Source organism: Ruegeria sp. BB6 (genome assembly GCF_056539385.1).
In genome coordinates, this window is record NZ_JBQFUW010000002.1 from 411,768 (window position 1) to 433,696 (window position 21,929).

Below are 21,929 nucleotides of genomic sequence, written 5' to 3' on the forward strand. Positions count from 1 at the left end.
GCCAAGTAGGTCTGGCGCTTACGTCAACTTTCCTCAGAGCACCCCAGAACCGATTGGGCCGTCGTATCATCAACCACCAGGGTATTGATGTGGTCGCCGTTTAGGGCGGCGACGATGGGCTCCACCTTTTCGGGACCGGTCGCGACCCCAATCCGAACCGGGATATCCTTGGCTTGGGCAAGTGGCAGGCTGACCAGTTTGGAATTCAGTTCGCTGTCGCACAGCTTTCCGGCCAAATCGACCAGATGACCCAGCAATTCAGCGCGCACGCCGTCCTTGTATAGTTGGATTCTATTTTCTTCGGACAGAGGATGGGCTTTGTAGTAAGTCGCTCCTTCGCCGGTGACAGCACCCAGCCCCATGATCGAGACGCGGGCATTGCGTGCCTGCTCAAGAATATCACGGATAGCGCGGACAGATAAAAGCATGTCGCGCTCTTGTTCAGAATCCGCGTGCAAGGGCGCATGAATAAGCGTTGCCGTCCCACCTAGCCCATCGGCGATACGTGTGGCGATGTGGTTTACATCCGTATAGTGCTGTCCCTGCACTCCACCGGTCAGCGGTATCACGATATTAGACGTCTTACCCCGCACTTGCAGATGGTTTGCTACGGCGCTCAGGGCTTTGCCGCCCGAAATGGCCAGAACATCATCATCTTGAAGGATGGCTTGAAGATGCTGTGCAGCCGCCTTGCCCACCAGATCCAAAGTGGTTTCTGCATTTTCGGTTACGGTGTCCGCCACAAGGAACTCTGCCTGCGGCCAGCGCTCTCTCAACTGTCGCTCTAGGTCGAAAAGGCGCTGGAACGGGCTGTGAATCCGAAACTCGACCATCCCCATTTCACGACCTTGCTTGATCAGACGATTTACTTTGGCAGTCGACAAACGAAGACTGTTCGCAATCTCAGCCTGCAGCAAGCCCTCTTGAAAATGCAGTGTCAGCACACGAGCGATCAAGCGCAGAGTATCCGGGTCGGGACCTGTAGCGTTCAACTTTCGTTATCCTTTCTGCTCACCAAATGGTTCGATGCCGCAGCCAGCAGAAGCGCGGTGCCGACAACCAAAGTTTGGAAATACGCGGGCACCAGTGTCAACATTCCGACCGTCAGGGACATGATGATCAGCGCCCCGATAAACGACTTCAGAACGCGACCTTCACCACCGCTGAAGGCTGTACCACCCAACAGAACCACAAGTATAGCGGTTAATTCCATGCCATCGCCGGATAGCGGGTCGCCAAGAGACATAAAGCTGGACCTCGCAATACCCGCCAAAGCCGCGCAAATGCCAACCAGAACATACAGCCCGATCACGACACGCGCCGTATTGATGCCCGACAGTTTGGCCGCCGTCGGATTGCCTCCGGTCGCGGCCGCGTATTTTCCCAGCTTCATGCGGTCTTGCGCGATGATCATGGCAATCGTCACCAAAATGGCGACCCAAAACGCCCAAGGCAGTCCAAACAGAACCCCGTCGCGGCCGTAATCGTTAAACCAGCCTGGCATTTTCAGCCCACCACCGGATTTGATTGCCGACACGCCGTCCTCAACAAGCAAAAGTGCGATCCCTTTGTACAGGCTCAGCGTAATCAGGGTCGCGATCACCGGTGTTATTTTCAACCGGACGACCAAAAACCCGTTGATCGCCCCTAGTAGGACGCCCACCAGAACCGTTGCGAGAAAGGCAGGCACGAAAGGCACGCCGTTGATCGCAAGCAGCGCATAAACAACGGCGCTCAGGCTCATGGCGCTGCCAACCGACAGGTCGATATAGCCCGAGATCATCAGCAGAGTGAACGCCCCCGCTAGCGTCAATATCGGCGCCGATATGCGCAGGATGTTGATTATGTTGCGCTCACTCAGGAAGTTTCCGCGCTCGAACAGAGGAAACTTGTCCAGATTGGCGGTACTGAGGACCACGACTACAAGGACAAGAACCAGGTAGATATAATAGTCCTTCAGGAATTGCTTGGCACGGTCGCCAGGGCTACGGCTTTGGGTCAATTCAGTCATTGTGCGTGCCTCCGGGCCAGAGCCCAAGTCTGTGCCATGATCGCGATGAATACAGCGATCGCCTTGAGGGTGAATTGCCAGTCCGGTGACAGAACCAGCCCTGTCGCGGCGGACGTCACTGTCGCCAGGACAATCGCGCCGAAAAACATCCCGATCACCGAACCAAATCCGCCCGCGATTGCGACACCTCCCAATAGCGAAATGACCAGCGCGTCGAACTCCATCAACGTTCCTCGATTGGAAAAACCCGACTTGAACTCTGAGGCCAGCAGGATGCCGACGGCTCCGGCGACAAATGCGCTGAACAGGTACAGTTTCACAACGTGCCCGGCATTATCCACTCCGGAGAGGCGCGAGGCCACTGGGTTCGCTCCGATCAGGTAGGTAAGCCGGCCAAAGACCGTTTTCCGCTCGACGAATACGGCGACAAGGATCAGGACAGCCATCAGAACGACCGGCAGCTTTATCGAAGTGCCGAACATCGCCATGTTCCCCAACGTACCGAAGTCAGACGGCAGGTTTGTGTTGCGCTGTGACCCTTGAGTAATCACCTGCGCAATCCCTCGCGCCAGCATCATCGTCCCCAGTGTGACAATGATCGAAGGTACCCTCAGCACCACGACAAACACCGCGTTGACCGCCCCGATCGCCAACGCTCCGACCAAGGCGCAGCACATGGCCAAACCCGTCGGCATCCCCCAGCCAGTGGACAGCGCATTGGCCCCGTCCGATGCCTGCGCGAACCACACAGCCAGAACACCGGACAGGGCGACAATGCCACCGACCGACAGGTCAAAATTCCCGGAAACCAAAAGAAACGTGACCCCAACACCCAGCGAAATCACAGCCCAGTTATTGGTTACAAGGTTCACAACGTTCTGAAACTGAAAGAAGTTGGGAACAAAAATCGACGCAAGCATGAACAACGCCACTGCTGCGCCCGCCACCAATGAGGTGATGAACATCTCATCGCTCAGCCTGTTGTCGCGTTCGGCCAGTCTGCGTCCTGCGATTGCCTGATCCGTCATGGTTTTTCACCGCTCCCGCCGGTCACGACATTCAGGATGTGGGGAATGTCGACCTCGGCCCCGTTTTTGATTTCTGCCTTGATCCGTCCATTGAACATCAGAAAAACCCGATCACAGATGCCCAACACCTCCTCCAATTCGGATGAGAAAATGCAGACCGACTTGCCCTTGTTGGCCAGATCGCGGATCAGGTCATAGATTTCGGATTTCGCGCCCACATCGACCCCGCGCGTGGGTTCATCAAGCAGCAGCAAGTCCGCATCTGCGAACAGACACTTTGACAGGACGACCTTCTGCTGGTTTCCGCCCGAGAGTTTCTCGGCGTATTTCTCGATCGAGTTGGTGGCTATGCCCAGCTTGTTAACATACTCTCTGGCAACGGCTTTTTCGCGTTCATCATTGAAAACCCCAAAGCTCGCCAATTTGCGGATATTCATTATCGGAATATTGCGCCGGATGGTCAGCTCTGTGAACAGACCTTGGGTGCGTCGTTCTTCTGGAACAAGGGCTATTCCTGCGGCAATCGCCTCTTTCGGCGAGGTCGGACGCCGGCGCTGTTTGAAGTCAATCTGCCCGCTGGCCTTGTCTGCCCCATAAATGGCGCGGGCAATTTCAGTTTTGCCTGCTCCGACTAGCCCGTAGAACCCGACGATTTCACCTTCGTTCACTTGAAAGGAAACGTCTTGCAGCAGGTGGTTACGCAGCCCTTTGACGGTCAGGACCGGCTTGTCCGGCACCTCGCCACGGGGTTCATAGTCATGGGATATCGCACGCCCTACCATCATTTCGATCAATTCGGGGCGACCATTCACCTGGGCCAGAGGTTTCGTCGCGATGTGTTTGCCGTCACGCATGACGGTAACATTGTCGCCCAGCTCAAATATCTCATCCAGTTTGTGCGAGATATAGATAACGGTCACATCAGATTCTCTGAGGCGACGAATTACACCGAACAGGCGCTCTACCTCGCGTTCTGACAGGGCCGCAGTGGGTTCATCCATGATGATAATACTGGCGCCCGAGGACGCAGCGCGCGCGATCTCGACAATCTGCTTTTGCGCGACACTCAGCGTTGACACGCGTGCCTTGGGGTCGATTGTCGGCTCGATCGCCGCAAGCGTTCTTACCACACGATCTTCCAGATCCGATTTGACCAGAAAACCGAACCGGCTGGCTTCCATCCCCAAGGTGAGGTTTTCAAGAACCGTTAACTGATCCACGACGTGCAATTCCTGAAACAGCGTACCAATCCCGCTGTCTCGCGCCTCTTGCGTGCTGGTCGGCTCGTACGTTTTGCCCAGAATGGCCATCGACCCGCTGGTCGGTTCAAGCGCACCGGTCAGCATTTTGACGACGGTCGATTTACCCGCACCATTTTCCCCAACCAGGCAATGAACGCTGTTTCTGTCTATATCGAATGACACGGCATCCACGGCACGCACGCCGGGGTAATCCTTGGTGAGTTCCCGAACGGACAGTGCCTTCTCTGCTTGCGCGATCTGCACTATCTTCCCCTTGTTGTTCTTTACACAAGCCTGCAAATGGCGCGACGCAGCCGCTGCCCATTCTCCAAGGCTATCTGAGTTTGAGTTTTTTGCCACCAACCCCAATACACCATTGCAGCACAGGGTTGGTGACACATTCCGAACCATTTCAATCAGATCCCAGAGTGGACGGTGGACCCAACAATTATTTGGTTCGAGTTTTTTCTGGCGTCCTTAAATCAACCGCCAAACTGCTCTTTTAGCCATTGCTCGGCCTCTTCTTTCGGCATGCTCCAGTAGGAAACAGTGTATGCCTTATAGAAGAACTCCTCGGCCGTACCGGATGTCCGTTCCACTTTTCCGTCCAATACGTCCATGATCAGGTCGATACGACCCTGCGCCGTCTCCACCGGCGGCAATCCCATCGAGGCTTTGAGGCTGGAATTCGGATCATAGACCTGATCGAATTCGACTGAATCAAAGTCCACGCTGGCCACGATCTCGGTCAGCGGCTTTCCGTCATCGAACTTGCCACGTCCCAATTGGGCAAGACCCGCCATTGTACCCACAGTCAGGTTCGATGCCTCAGAGTAGATCAGATTCACTTCGGGGCGCTGCGTGAGCAAATCAACTATGATTTGCTTTGCGGCTTCCTGACCCTTGCTGGAATCCAACGCGCCAAGGTTTTCCGCATCAGGATCAACCGACAACACACCTTCGGCAAACGGAGCCGTCCGGCCCGAGTTCACTTCGGTATGGTTCGGCCAGCCCAACTGGACCATGACGATTGGCTTGTCAGGGTGCGCATCTTTCCACGCCTTTGCCATCTGCGCGCCCATCTCGAACGACACCGCAGCTTCGTCGCTGCGCGCGGTCGGGATACCGGTGTCCGTGATCGGGCTGAAGAACGAGGTCATGACGATGTCCTCTGCCAAGGCATCCTCTACACCCGGCGTTGCCGCCTCAGCGTCCCAGATATGCAAGGTGGCGGCATCAAAACCGCCTGCTGCGATCTGGTCTACGTTCTGCGTCATGACGGCAGAATCCGCCTGACCGTCAAACACCACAACTTCGGCGCCGTACTTCTCTTTGGCATAGCGTTCCGCTTCGGCTGCCTGAGATTGATGAAACACGTTCGACAAGTCCGAGACAAAAAACGCGATACGTTTCCCATCCTGTGCAAAGGCTGCGGCCCCTCCGACGAATGTCATCGTCGTAGCCAAAAGCCCTGCCTTTAGTAATTTCCTCCGCTGCATTTTTTCTCTTCCCTTTTCGCTTTTCCTCCAGAGCGCGGCTAGCCCGGAACATGCACTTCCAGAGCCGCAATTTCAGATCCTGACCTCCTCAAGCAAGGTATCTGAAATTTATTGCAGTAAGTGTTATTATTATCATGTTTGCGTTCTCAGTCAACGGTTTTGATTATTTTTCGGCAAAGATTTTGGCGAACTTGGGAGTACAAGTTGGCAATGTAAGCTATTGCTTTTTAATCACTTTTATAAAATTCAACATTCCACAGACGACCAAGGGAAAGACGCACCTCTCGACACCTTGGAAAACTCAGGTCACGCGTGGCAAAAACCTTGCTCAATTTGGGTCGAACGAATCCCTCGTTCCCAAGTCCAGCGTCAGTTCTTGCACCGTGATCCGAGCCTTGACCTTGACGGTTTCCCTAAAGCGTATCGGACCAAACCTAGCGAAAAAGGGACACGGGCTTTTTCGCCGCTAAGCCAAAAACGTCATCGACAATGCCGTCCGCGATTATACTGCTGCACGGATCATGTCCGCTGCTTTCTCGGCGATCATCACGACCGGAGACGCCGTATTGCCCGATACGATCTTGGGCATGATTGACGCGTCGACCACCCTTAGCCCCGTCAACCCATGAACTTTGAGGTCCGTTCCCACCACGGCAGAGGCGTCGGACCCCATCTTGCACGTACCGACAGGATGAAAAATCGTGGTGGCGATATCACCGACTCCGCGCACAAGGTCTTCTTCGCTTTCCATCGCCGGGCCGGGCAGCACTTCTTCGGGGTGATACGGTTTCAACGCCTTGGCGGTCATAATCATACGCGCTTGACGCACGGATTTCGCCGCCACGCGTTTGTCATTCTCGGTCGAAAGGTAGTTCAAGCGTATCGCTGGCTGCTGGGCTAAGTTCGTGCCTTGGATGTGGCAGGTGCCCACACTTTCCGGGCGCAGGTTACACACCGAGACGGTGATCGCGGGAAAGGGATGCAGCGGATCGCCCAGCTTGTCGGTGGACAAGGGCTGAACGTGATACTCCAAATCCGGCGTGGCCAGATCAGGGTTGGATTTGGTGAACATTCCGAACTGACTGGGGGCCATCGACATCGGCCCCGATTGCGTCAGCCCGTATTGCAGCGCAATCTTCGCCTTGCCGACCAGCGAGTTTGCCATCGTATTCAGCGTTTTCGCGTTCTGCACTTTGAAGACCGTGCGGATTTGCAGATGGTCCTGCAAGTTCTCGCCCACGCCCGCGCTTTCGTGATGCACGGCGATGCCGTGTTCGGCCAGCACATCGCCCCGACCAACACCCGAAAGCTCTAGAATTTTGGGGGAGTTGATCGCTCCGGCGGCAAGCAAAACCTCAGCCCCTGAGAAGGCGTCGTAGCGAACACCTTTTTGATGGAAGCGCACGCCTGTCACCCGTTTACCGTCGAACAACAACGTCTCGGTCTCGGCATGAGTCAGTACGCGCAGGTTTGGGCGCTTCATGGCCGGGCGCAGGAAGCCCTTTGCGGCATTCCAGCGCACGCCATTGCGTTGGTTGACCTCGAAAAACCCGGTGCCTTCGTTGCTGCCGTCGTTGAAATCCGCGCGCGGTTGGATGCCGAATTCCTTGGCTCCTTCCTGCACGGCCTTCAGAATGTCCCATTCAAGGCGCTGCTTGGAGACCTTCCACTCGCCGCCACCACGGTGCATGTCGCTGTCGCCCGCATGGTGATCTTCGGACTTCAGGAAATAGGGCAGCACATCATCCCATCCCCAACCGGCATTGCCCAACTGACGCCAGTGATCATAATCCGCCGCCTGCCCCCGCATATAGATCATGCCGTTGACCGAGGTGCAGCCGCCCAAAACCTTGCCGCGCGGATAAACCAGAGAGCGCCCGTTCAGCCCCGGTTCAGCGGCGGTTTTCATCATCCAGTCAGTGCGCGGATTGCCGATGCAATAGAGGTAGCCAACAGGGATATGCACCCAGTGGTAATTGTCCGATCCGCCCGCCTCCAGCAGCAGCACCCGAGTCTTGGGGTCTTCGGTCAGGCGATTGGCCAAGACGCATCCGGCCGTGCCCGCGCCGACGATGATATAGTCATATTCGCCATCAAGTTTCCGGGCGTCTGTCATGGAGTTCTGGTCTTTCTGATTAGTATGCGACGACAAGTTTGCCGATCATGCGCCCGGTTTCAATGATCGCATGCGCTTCTTTCAACGTATCCGCCGACAACCCGTTTAGAGTTTTCTGTTCAGTCGTTCGGATGATCCCGTCATCAACCATACTGGCGACACGGGCCAAAATCTGCCCCTGCCGCGCCATATCTGCTGTTCCGAACAACGAGCGGGTGAACATCAGCTCCCACATCAGCGCGGCGGATTTGCCCTGCAACGCTGAAATGTCCAGCTTCTCCGGCGTCTCGACGATGGTTCCGATCCGGCCCTGTGGCGCGATCAGTTCACACATGGCGTCCCAATGCTGCGCGGTATCGGCGTATTGCGTGATATAGTCCACGGTCTCATGCCCGGCGGCCTGCACCTCGGCGATCAGATCGCGGTGATTGACCACCTGATGCGCGCCCATGTCCCTGCACCATTCGACCGTTTCGGGGCGAGAGGCGGTAGCAATCAGATGCAGCCCGGTTAGCTTGCGTGCCAGTTGCAACGTGATCGAGCCCACCCCTCCGGCCCCGCCGATAACCAACAGGCTGGCAGGTGTTTCGTTTGTCGGAACTTGCAACCGGTCAAACAGCATTTCCCAAGCGGTCAACGACACCAACGGCAAAGAAGCCGCCGCCGCAGGACTGACCGACTTCGGCGCAACCGACGCGATGCGATGATCGACCGCCTGCAACTCGGCATAAGACCCCGGACGATCAGCATCGCCCGCATACCAGACGCGGTCACCTTTGGTGAATCCTGTGACGTCGGCGCCCATTTCCCGGACGATACCCACGGCGTCATATCCCAGAATGAACGGCTCTGCATGGTCCTGCTCGGCCGCCGTTCGGATGCGGCGCTTGGCATCTGCGGGATTGACCGAGATCGCCTCGACCTCGACCAGCAGATCGTTGGGACGAAGAACCGGCTCTGGCAGGTCGACATCCATAAGGCTGTCAGGCGCGTCAATTGGCAGTGATTTCAGAAATCCCACGGCTTTCATGTTGATTACCTTTCCATTGAAGTTTGGGTGCTGTCCCAAAACCCGCGCATGGCTTCGATAAGCGCAAGATACTGCGCATAGCGGGTGTCGTAGTGCGCTTTCATTTCAGAATTCGGCTGGAACTCGGCCTTGCGGCGGGTCATCTGACCGATGGCTTCTTCGTAAGAGCCATACGCGCCTGTTGCCACAGACACACCAATCGCTGCGCCCAACGCGCCGGTTTCCTGCGCTTCGGCCACGTAGATCGGAACGCCAAGGCAATCGGCGAACATCTGCGGCCAGACAGGGCTGCGCGAGCCGCCGCCGGACAGAACCGCCCGGTCGAAACTGACGCCCGCTGTTTTCAGAACCTCGATATGGCGGCGATGCTCGAACAAAACACCCTCGAACAAGGCGCGCAGCATATGGCCTTCGCCATGCCAGCCCGCTACGCCATAGAACCCGCCCCGGAACGACGCACCCTGCCCCGAGCCATAAAGGAACGGATGAAAGAAAGGATCATCAGCCGCAGGGGTGACCTCGGCCACCTTCTTATTGCAGAACCTAAATGGGTCGTCGTGATGCGCGCCGCGTTCGACGAATTCGCGCACATACCATTCAAGATTGGCAGCCGACGTCGCGCTTGCTTCGATATTCACGAAACGGTTGGGGCCAAAGCCAGAGACCATGAACAGATCTTCGTTGACGGCAGGTTCGTCCGAGAACACCTGATTGATGCTCCAGGTTCCCGCGATGATCGACGCCTCACCCGCGCGCACAACGCCTGATCCCATGGCACTGGACACCACGTCGAAATAGCCCCCAATCACCGGCGTACCCTCGGCCAGCCCGGTCACAGCGGCGGCCTCGGCGCTGACGGATCCGGCAATGTCCGCCGGGTCGATCAGGCGCGGCAGCATCTCGCGCGCGTCACCCAGACCGTAAAGCGACAGCAACCCGTCATCGTAGGCACATTCGGGCATCCGCGTCAGGCCGCAGCCGGACATATCCGAGATCTCGCTGACCCGCTCGCCGGTCAGTTTGTAGGTGATGAAATCCTTGCACAACAGCACCGTGCCGGTCTGCGCGTAAACCTCGGGCCGGTGGCGTTTGATCCAGGCCAGCAGAACCGGAGTCTGGGACGGCCAGGGCTTTTGCAAACACAGCGCGTGCAGAGCATCCCCCGCGGTTTCGGACAGTTCCTCAGCCAGACCAGCAGCGCGCGTGTCCAGCGACTGGATACCGACCAGAGGCTCACCCGCCTTGTCCAGCAGATACAGCCCGTTACCATGCCCCGCACAGCCAACCCCGATGATCTGATCCGGGGTGACCCCGGCCTTGCCAATACAGCCGCTGATCACCTGCCGGGCATTCGCCCACAGCTCGTTCAGGTCCCGCTCAACATGCCCCGGCTGCGGGGTCGAGGACTGCCCGTCCAGCGCCTGCATCGCCACGGGGTTCCCCTGTAGATCGAAGAGCACGGCCTTGATGACCGTGTTCCCCGCATCCAGCCCTAATATGTATCCGTCTTTAGCCACGGTTATAGATATCCCACGCTTCTTCGCCGCTGGCCTTATTGTGGATCATCGCCATCAGCGCCGCCACAACCGCCTTGGGGTTGTCATGCTGATAGATGTTGCGGCCATAAACCATCCCCTGCGCACCCTGCGCCATCAGAGCCGCCGACTTCATCAGCACGTTCTTGAGGTCTTCTTTACCACCGCCACGCACCAGAACCGGCACGCGGGCGGCCTCGATCACGCGGTGGAAGTCCTGCGCGTTCTCGGTCGGGTCGGCCTTAATGATGTCAGCCCCCATTTCCGAGGCCAGACGCACCAGCGTCACGATCTTCTCCGCGTCACCATCCACTTGATAGCCGCCCCGCACGTCGTTGGGCAGCATGACCAGAGGTTCGATCATCAGCGGCATTCCGTATTTGTGGCAGGCCGCGCGTACCTTGCTGATGTTTTCGACACATTGACGGAACAGCTCTGGCTCATCGGGCAGCATGAACAGGTTCACCACCACGGCTGCCGCGTCCATTTCCAGCGCGCCGATGATCGGCTCGTCGGCGTTTTGCAGCATCGACCACATCACCCGGTGGCGCTGATCGTTATAGGGGTTGCCCATGTCGATCCGCATCACCAGCGCAGGCTTGTCCTTTTCGGGACGCGATTGCAGCAGGTCTGCCTGGCCATAGGCGCATTGGATCGCGTCCGGCTTGGCCCCGATCAGCGTGTCCATGACGCCGGCCATATCCTCAAGCCCGACCATAAAGCTGGGTTCGTTGCAGACCCCGTGGTCGATCGCCACGTCCAAACATCCGCCATTGGTAAACATCCGGTTCATCCGGGCTTTGGTGCTTACACGCATTCTGTTCTCCGTTCATTATTTCGTGCGGTCAGAGTTTCGGCGGTCACGCCATAGAACTCGGACAATTCATGGATCAGCGTTTGGGTCTGATCAGTGATTTCCTGCGGGCTGAGATCGCGCTCAGCGGCCAAAAGCGCACCCAAATTGTCTAGCAATGCCGCCGAAATCTGCCCGGTGATCGCCAGAGCCGTGCGGCGCAGAACGATATCTGACAGGGTTTCGACAAACTCGGTGCGCAGCAGCCAAATGATCTCGGCTTCGGTGTAGGGACAGGTTTCGGACAGCGGTGCGTCCTGCGCGGACTGACAGAACAAGGCGACGTCATCAGCCTGACTTCCGTAATGCTCGATCAGATGCTGCGCGCGCTCTGGCGTGATGCGGAATTCATCGACCAGCCTGCGCTGTAGCGTGGTCGGATCATCCGGGAACTGCGCGCCACCTCCGATCGCCAACCCAAGGGTCGACGTCTGTCGGGTTTTGCCAAGCTCGGCCAGAACCTCATCCGTGGTCTGTTCACCAAAGGCGCGGAACGTGGTCCATTTACCGCCCACCATGCAGAATTGCGGCACATCTCCGTCCAGTCGTTTTGTGTAGTGACCGCGCGAAATCCGGCCGGTGAAATCCTGATCACTGTGCGGAAGCGGACGGATACCGCTGTAGCTGAACACCACCTGTTCGGGGGCGATCTCAATCTCTGGAAATACCAACCGCAGCGAACCGAGGATATAGTCGAACTCGTCTGGCTCACACCGCACACGCGTCGCCTTGTCGACGCGAATATCGGTCGAACCGGCCAGCACCTTGCCCTGATAGGGAAACACGATGCAGACCCGCCCGTCGGTATTTTCAAAGTAGACCATATGACCGCCAAGCGCCTGCACCAGCGCCGGGTTGTCGATGATCAGATGCGAGCCCTTGGTGCCCGAAACCATCTGCTCATTGGCACCACCGCCCAAGCCGCGGACCGTGTCATCCAGCCAGGCGCCAGTGGCGTTCACGATCACCTTGGGCTGCACCAGCAGGCTCTGACCGCTGCGCCGGTCGGTCACCGCATAGTCTTCGCCCAAACGTGTCATCTCGGCATAGTTCAGAGCCATGCAATCTGGCGCGGCGACCTGCATGTCTCGGATCATCTCGACACACAACCGTTCCGGATGTGTGATCTGCGCGTCGTAATACACCGCCGACCGCGTGGCCTTGCGCGTGAGCGCGGGCCAATCCTTGCGAGTCCGACCTGCGCCGTTAAAATGATGCTTTGGCAGGATGCGCCGCTTGCGCGTCACCCAGTCATACAACGACAGGCCCAGCCTGATCGGCACCGCCCCCCGGCTTGAGGGTTTACCCTGCCACCCGACAAAACTGGCCGCTGCGTTAAACATACCGGAAAAGACCGAGGTGATCGGAATGACCGTCGGCAATGGCCGCACCATATGCGGGGCGTTCAACAGCAGCGCGTCGCGTTCCTGAAGCGACTCGCGCACCAGATCGAACTCACCATTCTCCAGATAGCGCAGCCCGCCGTGGATCATCCGCGACGGCGCGGCGCTGCAGCCCGAGGCAAAGTCGTTGCGCTCGACCAGCAGCACGCGCAGTCCCTGCAAAGCCAGTTCCCGGAAAACGCCGATCCCGTTTACGCCCCCGCCGATGACCACGACGTCAAACGCAGCGTTCTCACGCAGTTTTGTCAGGTTTTGGTGCCGTTGTTCTGACATGGTGGTCCTGTTCGTTGCGGGGTCTTGGGGCTTAGCTGTCCAGATCGCTGAGATGCGCGCGGGCTTGGGCGTCGATCTCGGCAATCTCGCCGTCGGTCAGACGCAACTGGCCCGCCTTGGCATTTTCGACCGCCTGCGCCGCGTCACGCGCGCCACACAGCGAGAAGGTGATACCGGGCTGTTGCACGGTCCACGCGATAACCGTCTGCGCCAGCGTCGCGCCGTGGGCTTCGGCAATGGGTGCGATGGTCTCCATCAGGTTGGCGACCTTCTGGCGGTTCGCCATCGAAAAGCGCGGATTGTCCTTGCGCTGATCGTCGCCTGTAAACTCACGATCCGGCCCGATCTTGCCGCTGAGCAGCCCCAGCGCCAATGAGGAGTAGCTGAGCACCGACACGCCGTTCTCGCGACACACGGGCAGCAGAGTGCCCTCGATGTCGCGTTTGACCATCGAATATTCTTCCTGAACGGCGTCCAGCTGACCCGCTGCCAGATAAGCCTTCACCTCATCGACCGAGGTGTTGCTGGCCCCGATCGACCGGATCTTGCCCTGCTGTTTCAGAGTTTCCAGCGCCTCCATCGTCTCAGCGATGGGGGTGGTCGGGTCTTGCCAGTGGGTGATGTAGTGGTCGATATAGTCGGTGCCCAGACGGGTCAAGCTTTGTTCGACCTCATAGATGATCGCGTCCTTGCCCAGATAGCGATGCACCGGCTTGCCGTCATAGTCGAAGAAATGGTTGCCCTTCTGCGTGTGCCAGACCAGCCCGCATTTGGTGGCCAGCACCACCTTGTCACGCCGCCCTTTCAGCGCCTTGCCGACGATGTCCTCGGCCACGCCCTGCCCATAAGCGGGGGCGGTGTCGATCAGCGACACGCCTGCATCGACCGAGGCCTGAATTGCGGCGATGGATTTGGCCTCATCCGTACCACCCCACATCCACCCGCCGATGGCCCAAGTGCCCAGCCCGATGACCGAAGCCTCGATCCCCGAAGCACCAATTTCCCGTGTCAGCATCTCATGCGACATCTCGTGTTCCTTCCATTTCCTGTATGACTGCGGTCGCTGTATCTTCGTCCAGGATCAGCGAGTTGAGAAATTTTCCGTTCAATACTGCCTTGATCGGCTGCACTTTCTGCGCCCCGGCACTAACCCCGATCACCCGCGAACACTGCGCCAGATCGGACGGCGTGACCGAAACCAACCGCGAGTTCAGCGCATAGTTCGATACCGAGCCGTCGATATGGATCAGATGGGCCAGAAACTCTCCGATCACGCCCATACCCATCAGCATCTTGCGATCCGCCTCGGGCACCGGGTGAAGGTCGTAATAGCTGGAGCCTTCGGGTTCGATCGAACCAACCCCCACAAGCGCCACATTCGCGCGGCGGGCCAGATCCAGCACCTCGCGGATCGAGGAGACCTGTTCCAGCATGTCCCGCTGTTCGCGGCTTTCGGCGAACAGTGGCGCGTGCAGCAGCATGGTCTTGCCGCCCAGCCGGTCCGCCATCTGCGTCGCCAGATGATTCACATCCGTATAATATTTGCCCTGAATGCCGCCAGTCAGCGGCACGACTGTCACGTCAAAATCACGTTCCGATTCCAACGCCTCGACCGTGGCGCTGACGGCCTTGCCGCCGGTGATTGCAATGACGTCGCCATCGCGCAGGGTCTCAAGCAGGTGATTGGCAGCCGCGCGGCCCACCTGTTGCAAGGTCGTTTCCTCGCTGCCCGACACTGCGGGGGTCACGATGGCCTCGGACAGACCAGTCGAGCGGGTCAGGTCACGTTCAATATCCATCAGCGTCTCGAACGGGCTTTCGATGTCGATCTTGACCATGCCCATCTTGCGACCCTGCGTAATCAGGCGGTTGACCTTGGAATTTGACAGGTTCAGCGCCCGCGCGATATCGGCCTGTTTCTGCCCTTCCAGATAGTGCAGGACCAGAACGGTGTGGATTTGCCGGATAAGTTCAAAGTCTTTCTTTTTGTCGACCATCACCCGCGCCTTTTATTCAGATAGTGGTCGATGGTCACCGCCGCCAGCAGGATCGAGCCGCGGATGATGTCCTGCCAGTAGACCGACACATCCAGCAACGCCAACGAGCTGGAGACGAGCGACAACAGGACAACGCCAAGGATCGCGCCCAGAATGGACCCCGAGCCGCCGTTTAGACTGGCCCCGCCGATGACAGCTGCCGCGATAATGGTCAGTTCCAACCCCAGCCCGAAGGTGGGTTGGGCCGAGCCGAACCGCGCCATGTAGATGATGCCTGCGACGCCGCATAGGGTCGAACATAGTGTCGTGGTCAGGAAGATGACCTTCTTGGTGCGGATACCCGAATAGGCGGCGGCCTTTTCGTTGCTGCCCGTATAGAACACCTTGCGGAACATGGTCGTCCGCCGCAGCATGAAGTCAAAGGCGATCACGAAGACCAGAAAGATGACGATCACAATCGGGATCGGCCCGATGCTGCCTTGCCCGATGAACTTGAACTCGGGCGGCAGGGTATAAAGGCCCAGCGGACGCCCTCCGGTGAACAGCAGACAGGCACCGCGCGCGATCACCATGATCGCCAGCGAGACGATGAAGTGATGCAAGCCCACGCGGGTCACGAAGAACCCCATGAAGGCACCGATCCCCGTACACAATGCAATCGCCACGGCCGAGGCCACCCACGGGTTCACACCACTCAGGAACAGCCAGCCCGCGATCACCATCGCCAGCGCCGTAACCGAGCCGACCGACAGGTCAATCCCGCCCGAGATCAGCAGGATCGTCATCCCGATCACCAGCAACCCATCGACGGCAAAGGCCATCGACATTGCCCGCATATTCGCCCAGGTCAGGAAATAGGGCGAGGCGAAGGACATGATCAGGAACAGCGCCAGAATGATAACGATCAGCCCTGTCTCGCGCATCCGAAACATTCGTTTCAGCAGCGGTGCGCCGTCGGTTTCACCCGCTTGGGTCAGGTTCACGGTGTTGTCCATATTGCTTTCTCCGCTCATGCGACCGAGGGCTGCACGTCCATGACCGAGGCCAGGTGCATGATGTTTTCTTCTGTCATCTCATCGCCCGTGACCTGACCGCTGATGCGCCCTTCGCGCACCACCAGCACCCGGTCGCAGACACCAATCAGTTCGGGCAGTTCCGATGAGATCACGACAATCCCCACGCCCTCTTGCGCCAGATCGCGCAGTATGCGGTGAATCTCGGATTTCGCGCCCACATCGACCCCGCGGGTCGGTTCATCCAGAAAGATCAGGCGCGGGTTGACCGACAACATCTTGGCCAGCGCCACCTTCTGCTGGTTGCCGCCCGAGAGGGACGACACCGGATCATTCAGCGACCCGCATTTCAGGTTCAGCTTGCGCCCCAATGCCTCGGCCTGCGCTTCTTCCGTCGCGGACTGGATCAGGCCGACCCCGTTGGACACTTGCTCCAGCTTCAGGGCCGAAACATTTGCGGCAATCGGCAGGTCCAGAAACACACCATCCCCTTTGCGGTCCTCGGACAGGTACACCATCCCCTTGGCGATGCTGTCCTGATAGTTCCGCAGTTTCAGTTCCTTACCGTTCAGCCAGACCTGCCCCGTCACCTCACCCTCAAGCCGGCAGATGCCCTTGACGATCTCGCTGCGACCCGCACCGATCAGACCCGCAATGCCCAGAATCTCACCCTTTTTCAGCGTGAATGAGACATCGCGGAACCGTGTCACCTCGGTCAGGTTGCGGACGTCGAGGATGACTTCATCCGACGGCGCTTGCTGTTTCGCGGGATAGAGGTTGTCGATCACCCGCCCGACCATCGCATTCACCACATCGCTGGGCTGAATATCGGCCACGTCGTTCGTGACAATGTGCTGCCCGTCCCGGAACACCGACACGCGGTCGCAATTATCGAAAATCTCGACCATCCGATGCGAGATGTAGATGATCGAAATCCCCCGATCCGCCAGATTACGCATGATCCCAAAGAGGGTTTGAGCCTCGGTTTCCGTGAGTGCGGCTGTGGGCTCATCCAGGATCAGAATCCGACAATCCAACGTCAGAGCCTTTGCAATCTCGACCAACTGCTGGTTCGAGATCGAAAGGTTTTTCACAAGAACCGACGGGTCGATGTCGCTGAGCTGGCGGAATACATCCACCGCCTCGCGTTCCAGTTTCTTGTAGTCCATCAGCCACGAGCGGCTGACATTGGTCTTGGCCATAAAGATATTCTCGGCCACCGACACATCGGGGCACAGGGCGATTTCCTGATGGACGAAACCGATGCCCAGTTGCTGTGCCATAGTGGGCGACGAGATTTTGACCGGTTTACCGTCCAGCACGATCTGCCCACTGTCCGGCTGCAAAATCCCGTCGATCACATTCATCAAGGTCGACTTGCCTGCACCGTTTTCGCCTGCAATGGCGTGGATTTCCCCTTTGCGGAGTTCAAAGTCGATCCCGCGCAACGCTTTGACCGGGCCAAAGGACTTGCTGAGGTTCGATATCCGTAGGATCACGTCGTCTTGCATGGCAGCACCTTGTTGGGTGTCTATTGTTGGTGTCTTGAACCGCCCGCGAAAAATTCTGGAACTGCGCGGGCGGCTCATCGGGGAGTTTCCCGATTAGGCCGGATCGCGGCCTTCCATGTAGACGTTCAGATCAAAGCTGTCGGCATTGTCCTTGGTGATGACCGCAAAGCCATTATCCATGAACGGGATCTGAACCGGGTTGAAGCCGCTGGTTTTCCAGTCGTTGAACGGATCGAACACGTCCGAACGATTGGCCAGGTGCACCGCCATGAAGCCCATGAAACCCTGCACGCCCTGGTTGGGGTTCAGCGACATATGGATGTTGCCCGCGCGGATATGCTCCAGCGTGGTCGGAGTCACGTCCGCGTGCATGATCAGAATGTCCGATTCAGCTTCCAGCTTGGCAGCTACGGCACCTTCGGCAGAGCCCGCCTCGGGGATCCAGATCGCCGCGACATTCGGGTTGGCCTGAATGATCGAGGCCGTTGCACGATAGGCCGCGTTACTGTCCTGGTTCGTGGCCTGACGACCGACCAGCGTCATGTTCGGATAGTTGTCCTCCATATACGCAATCAGAGCGGTCACACGCAGGTCATGGTTCGACTGGCCCGGATTTTCGAGCACCGCGTATTCTGCGCTGTCGCCGACCTGTTTGACAATTTCCTCCGCCGCAAACTTGGCTTCGGCAAGGTTGTCCGAAGTGATATATCCCGTGCGCTTGGAATTCGGGCTGTCAGCGGCGAACGTAACGATCTCGGTGCCATTTTCGATGGCGCGGTTGATCGGTTCGATGAACGGGTCGGACTGCATCGGATGCAGCAGAACGCCCGCAGGTGTCTTCACCAGATCCTGCTCGAACGAGGCAATCTGCTTGGTGATGTCATAGTCCGGCGTGCCCGAAAAGACTGTCTTGCAGCCAAAAGCCTCGGCCGCCTGCTTGAAGCCTTGATACACTGGCACCCAGTAGGGGTGACCCGATACCATGACGTTCATGATGTAGGTCTCGCCCGGCTCGCACATGATGCCTTCGGCCGTCGCCGGTGCAGCCGTCACGCCAGCAATAGCGATGGCGGCAGAGGCAATAATCCCGTTGGTTTTCCGGTATTTCATAGAACTCCTCCCAAGAGCGTGTTCCTGCACGCGCTTTGCATTCTTCCTCCATCGCAAAGCATTTGCAAGAAATTTCACTTTATGCCTTTTATTGCATACATGGAGTTTTAAGGCCGTCCCGGAAGCCAAGTCAACAAGTTTTGGTATTTTTACCTTTGTGTGAAATTTTTTTCAAAGCGGGTCCGCCGGCAAGCAAGAACGCTGGAAGAAGTCTGATTTGAAAGGTAAATGGTCGATCAGGAGCCGTTAAGTCCTAAGAACAGCGGCACCTTGCAGCCGCCCGTGCCGCAAGTCTTCCAAAGCCTCGTTTGCTTTTTCCAAAGGATACGTCACGACGCTGGTTTCTATCCGCATCCTTGCCACCAGATCAAAAAACTCCTGCCCGTCCGCGCGAGTGAGGTTTGCCACGGACAGAATGGATCGCTCCTCCCAGAGGTCGGCGTAGGGAAAGCTGGGAATGTCGCTCATGTGAATCCCTCCGCAGACGACGCGCCCTCCTTTGCGGGTTGCCTTCAACGCGGTCGGGACCAAGCCCCCTACCGGGGCAAAAATAATTGCCGCGTCCAGACTGGCCGGAGGTGTTTCAGACGCGCCTCCGGCCCATTTTGCGCCCAAATCCAGGGCAAATTTCCGGGCAGCAAGATCGTCATCTCTGGTAAAGGCATACACCTCGATCCCCAGAAAATTGGCAACCTGACACAAAATATGTGCCGCAGCGCCAAACCCATAAAGACCCAGACGTTTTGGGTTACCGGCTATTTTGAAACTGCGGAAACCGATAAGCCCAGCGCAGAGAAGCGGTGCCAGTTCTTCGGGCGTCGCATCTTCTGCAAGAGGAAAGACGAAGTCAGCATCAGCAACGCAAAATTCCGCGTATCCTCCGTTTATTGTGTAGCCGGTAAACCCCGGAAAATCACAAAGGTTTTCGCGCTGCGATCGGCAATACTCACACGTACCACAAGTGTGGCCCAACCATGGTATGCCGACGCGCTGACCAATTCTGAACGCATCGACCCCAGCGCCCAGCTTGCTGACACGCGCGACAATTTCATGCCCCGGAATCAAGGGAAGGACAGGATTCTTCAAATCCTGATCCACGATATGCAGGTCTGTGCGGCAGACTCCACACGCGTCAATGCGCACTTGTACCTGACCCGCGCCGGGTTCGGGAATTGGCAGATCACGCAGTTGCAGCTGGGTACTGGTTCCGTCAAATATCATCGCGCGCACAGTGAGCTTCCTTTCCATGCAACATGGCAGCCAAGGCCAAAAGCCAAGGTGAGACCGGCAACTGGTAATCTCTTGCGATAGGTTCTAGGCGCACCCCAAGCTCAACGGATTACATGAACCGCGCATTTTGCGTGATGAACAACGCGGTTTGCGGTGGAACCGAGAAAGATGTTTTCAAAGCCGGGCTTATGCGAAGCAATCACGATACAATCGATGTCATGTTCATTTGCAAAGTCAACGATCGCCCGCCCCGGGTTCCCAGAGATGAGCCGCGTAGTGGCGCGCGGCAACCCGGAAGCGTGCAAATGCAGTTCCTCTTGCGCTTCACGACGTGTGTTTGCAAAGACATCTTCGGGAATTTGCGAGGCTACATACGCAGGTATCGGCTCTTGCACATGTATCACGGTGAAGGCGGCATCGGGATCAGCCAGCAAACGCGCGGCCTCGAAAGACGCCTGAGTGTCGTGGGATTTATCCAGAGCGACAGGTATCAGGATGTTCCTATACATGTTTCCCCTCCTTGTGTGTTCCTGTTGAATTCAGGCCAGAAATCTTGACCGCTCACACCTAAACCGGTTCAGATTTCGATGATTTTCCAACGGCTTTTGCGGCACTCGTAACGTCTGCTACGGTTTTCTCGACGGCCTTGACTTCGGTCTCAGTGGCATAGGATGCACAACGGGCAACCGTCTCAAACCATTCCTGTGCGTCCGCCACCATCCGCTCTGCTGATCGACGCTGCCATTCTGTCATGGTTTGCATAGCTTTTGACGGGTCGGCCGGGTTCGCAGACGACGCCGAACGCGCGGCCTTCAATGCAGAACGCACCGCTTCGTGGCGACGCTCGAACCAGTGTTGAGCAAAAGTTTCCGCCTCTGCCAGCATCTTTTCCTGAGCGTCCCAGAACTGCTCTATCTGCGCTCCGAAGACCGGGTTTGAAGATGCCGAGAGCTGCATCTGTTTGAAGACATCGACAAGTGGACCGGGATAGCTGGATTTTGAACTCTTTTCTGGCATCGGACATTCCTCCTTTTCCCTAATCACGCAATTTTGCCAGATACTGGAAAATCCGCCTTAATTTAGATCAATGCGACCGGAACCCCATGAACGTTGCAGGATTGCGTGTAACGCTTGGGGTGATTTTCTTGCCAGTTTGGTAGCAGTGCAACTTGGCCGGCTCCCAAATTGGCCCTTACTTTGGCCAGCACGGTCGTGTTCGCGGTCTAGGGGCCGCAGCCCTAACAGACCTCTGAGATCGAGCGCCTATTCAACCTGAATCGTTTCAAGAAATGCGATCAAGCTGGCCAAGGGCACGCCGGTCATCATCGGTTGACCACTCGGCAAAGACAACGCGATCTGCTTGTCTGAATCCAGCGCAGGTCCGAATATCGGCATTTCACCGCCATGGGCCAGCACAGGCGATCGCCCGTCCACTTGCTGGGCCACAAGTTCGGTTGGAAACACACCGTCGTTTCGCGCCGCCAGCTTGGTCAGATCCGGCGTGCGTATTGCCAGCATCTCGGCCATTGGTCCGTCTCCGGTCGCCTCGAATCCGTGGCACTGCCAGCAATATGTCCTGTACAGATCATTCCCGTCCTGAACATTCAAATCCTGCGCTATTGCCGCGCCAGACGTAAGAGCGGCCAGCGCAATTCCACGTATAACCCGCATCTTTTCCTCCTGTGTTTTCTCTTGGTTCGGGATCAGTCTACACGGCTTCTGCTTGGCACTTCTTTGACCTCTCTCATGTTCCCGCTCGAAAGAAACAGCCCAGGTAAGAGCCGGAGTTTCCCTGCGCAGTCTCCGCTGCTTTGCAGGCCTACCCATCGGAATGAGTTGATTTAGATCAAGGCGCGCGGCCACATTATATAGTGAAATACGAATGTTTAATAACGGTCTACGTTCGCCGACCTGTCCCCAATACGCATGATGGTGAACGGAATTCAAAACTTGTGGAGGTTCCACCTTGGGGGTTCGGCATGAAAGGTGGCGAGCCCCTCTTGCGTATAAGCGTTTTGAACAATTGGAACACCGCAATTTATCTGAATTGGAAACAGAGGACTGTTGATGAGCGATCCG

General features: G+C 57.5%; 19 protein-coding genes. All 19 read right to left on the reverse strand.

The features are described from left to right. Positions 1 to 23: 23 nt before the first annotated feature. Positions 24 to 992: a sugar-binding transcriptional regulator gene (locus ACR0B7_RS06470; protein ID WP_170482971.1), complete on the reverse strand. Its 969-nt coding sequence runs from the start codon at positions 990 to 992 to the stop codon at positions 24 to 26. After that, positions 989 to 2,011 carry an ABC transporter permease gene (locus tag ACR0B7_RS06475; RefSeq protein ID WP_170482973.1) on the reverse strand — a complete coding sequence of 341 codons (1,023 nt, stop codon included), beginning with the start codon at positions 2,009 to 2,011 and terminating at the stop codon, positions 989 to 991. The genes ACR0B7_RS06470 and ACR0B7_RS06475 overlap by 4 nt, the downstream gene beginning before the upstream one ends. After that, a complete protein-coding gene (locus ACR0B7_RS06480; protein WP_170482975.1) occupies positions 2,008 to 3,039 on the reverse strand; it encodes an ABC transporter permease in 1,032 nt (343 codons plus the stop codon). Before ACR0B7_RS06480 ends, ACR0B7_RS06475 begins: the two co-directional genes overlap by 4 nt. Further along, positions 3,036 to 4,544, reverse strand: a complete 1,509-nt coding sequence (locus ACR0B7_RS06485; protein WP_480681127.1) for a sugar ABC transporter ATP-binding protein — start codon at positions 4,542 to 4,544, stop codon at positions 3,036 to 3,038. Before ACR0B7_RS06485 ends, ACR0B7_RS06480 begins: the two co-directional genes overlap by 4 nt. 218 nt (positions 4,545 to 4,762) lie before the next feature. Beyond that, positions 4,763 to 5,779, reverse strand: a complete 1,017-nt coding sequence (locus tag ACR0B7_RS06490) for a substrate-binding domain-containing protein (RefSeq protein WP_170576545.1) — start codon at positions 5,777 to 5,779, stop codon at positions 4,763 to 4,765. A 502-nt stretch (positions 5,780 to 6,281) separates the two neighbouring features. After that, on the reverse strand, positions 6,282 to 7,895 hold the full coding sequence (locus ACR0B7_RS06495) for a GMC family oxidoreductase N-terminal domain-containing protein (RefSeq protein ID WP_170576546.1): 1,614 nt from the start codon (positions 7,893 to 7,895) through the stop codon (positions 6,282 to 6,284). Between the two features lie 19 nt (positions 7,896 to 7,914). After that, positions 7,915 to 8,925: a zinc-binding alcohol dehydrogenase family protein gene (locus ACR0B7_RS06500; protein WP_170482983.1), complete on the reverse strand. Its 1,011-nt coding sequence runs from the start codon at positions 8,923 to 8,925 to the stop codon at positions 7,915 to 7,917. A gap of 5 nt (positions 8,926 to 8,930) precedes the next feature. After that, positions 8,931 to 10,442, reverse strand: a complete 1,512-nt coding sequence (locus ACR0B7_RS06505; protein ID WP_170482985.1) for an FGGY-family carbohydrate kinase — start codon at positions 10,440 to 10,442, stop codon at positions 8,931 to 8,933. Next, the gene (locus tag ACR0B7_RS06510) at positions 10,435 to 11,277 is read right to left on the reverse strand and encodes a Cgl0159 family (beta/alpha)8-fold protein (protein WP_170482988.1); all 843 of its coding nucleotides are present in this window, start codon (positions 11,275 to 11,277) and stop codon (positions 10,435 to 10,437) included. The genes ACR0B7_RS06505 and ACR0B7_RS06510 overlap by 8 nt, the downstream gene beginning before the upstream one ends. Then, positions 11,268 to 12,989, reverse strand: a complete 1,722-nt coding sequence (locus tag ACR0B7_RS06515) for a glycerol-3-phosphate dehydrogenase/oxidase (RefSeq protein ID WP_170482990.1) — start codon at positions 12,987 to 12,989, stop codon at positions 11,268 to 11,270. Before ACR0B7_RS06515 ends, ACR0B7_RS06510 begins: the two co-directional genes overlap by 10 nt. A gap of 31 nt (positions 12,990 to 13,020) precedes the next feature. Continuing rightward, the gene (locus ACR0B7_RS06520) at positions 13,021 to 14,016 is read right to left on the reverse strand and encodes an aldo/keto reductase (protein WP_170482992.1); all 996 of its coding nucleotides are present in this window, start codon (positions 14,014 to 14,016) and stop codon (positions 13,021 to 13,023) included. Next, positions 14,006 to 14,986, reverse strand: a complete 981-nt coding sequence (locus ACR0B7_RS06525; RefSeq protein WP_170482995.1) for a sugar-binding transcriptional regulator — start codon at positions 14,984 to 14,986, stop codon at positions 14,006 to 14,008. Before ACR0B7_RS06525 ends, ACR0B7_RS06520 begins: the two co-directional genes overlap by 11 nt. Beyond that, complete coding sequence (locus ACR0B7_RS06530) at positions 14,986 to 15,981, reverse strand: ABC transporter permease (RefSeq protein ID WP_170482997.1); 996 nt, start codon at positions 15,979 to 15,981, stop codon at positions 14,986 to 14,988. The genes ACR0B7_RS06525 and ACR0B7_RS06530 overlap by 1 nt, the downstream gene beginning before the upstream one ends. Positions 15,982 to 15,995: 14 nt before the next feature. Then, complete coding sequence (locus ACR0B7_RS06535) at positions 15,996 to 17,510, reverse strand: sugar ABC transporter ATP-binding protein (RefSeq protein WP_170482999.1); 1,515 nt, start codon at positions 17,508 to 17,510, stop codon at positions 15,996 to 15,998. A gap of 93 nt (positions 17,511 to 17,603) precedes the next feature. Further along, the gene (locus ACR0B7_RS06540; protein WP_170483001.1) at positions 17,604 to 18,620 is read right to left on the reverse strand and encodes a substrate-binding domain-containing protein; all 1,017 of its coding nucleotides are present in this window, start codon (positions 18,618 to 18,620) and stop codon (positions 17,604 to 17,606) included. A gap of 246 nt (positions 18,621 to 18,866) precedes the next feature. Further along, entirely contained in the window at positions 18,867 to 19,841 is a 975-nt protein-coding gene (locus ACR0B7_RS06545; protein WP_480681272.1) for a zinc-dependent alcohol dehydrogenase family protein, read from the reverse strand. A gap of 110 nt (positions 19,842 to 19,951) precedes the next feature. After that, positions 19,952 to 20,359, reverse strand: a complete 408-nt coding sequence (locus ACR0B7_RS06550; protein WP_170483004.1) for a universal stress protein — start codon at positions 20,357 to 20,359, stop codon at positions 19,952 to 19,954. Between the two features lie 58 nt (positions 20,360 to 20,417). Further along, positions 20,418 to 20,867: a phasin family protein gene (locus ACR0B7_RS06555; protein ID WP_170483006.1), complete on the reverse strand. Its 450-nt coding sequence runs from the start codon at positions 20,865 to 20,867 to the stop codon at positions 20,418 to 20,420. 246 nt (positions 20,868 to 21,113) lie between these two features. Then, positions 21,114 to 21,521 carry a c-type cytochrome gene (locus ACR0B7_RS06560; protein WP_170483008.1) on the reverse strand — a complete coding sequence of 136 codons (408 nt, stop codon included), beginning with the start codon at positions 21,519 to 21,521 and terminating at the stop codon, positions 21,114 to 21,116. Positions 21,522 to 21,929: the final 408 nt, after the last annotated feature.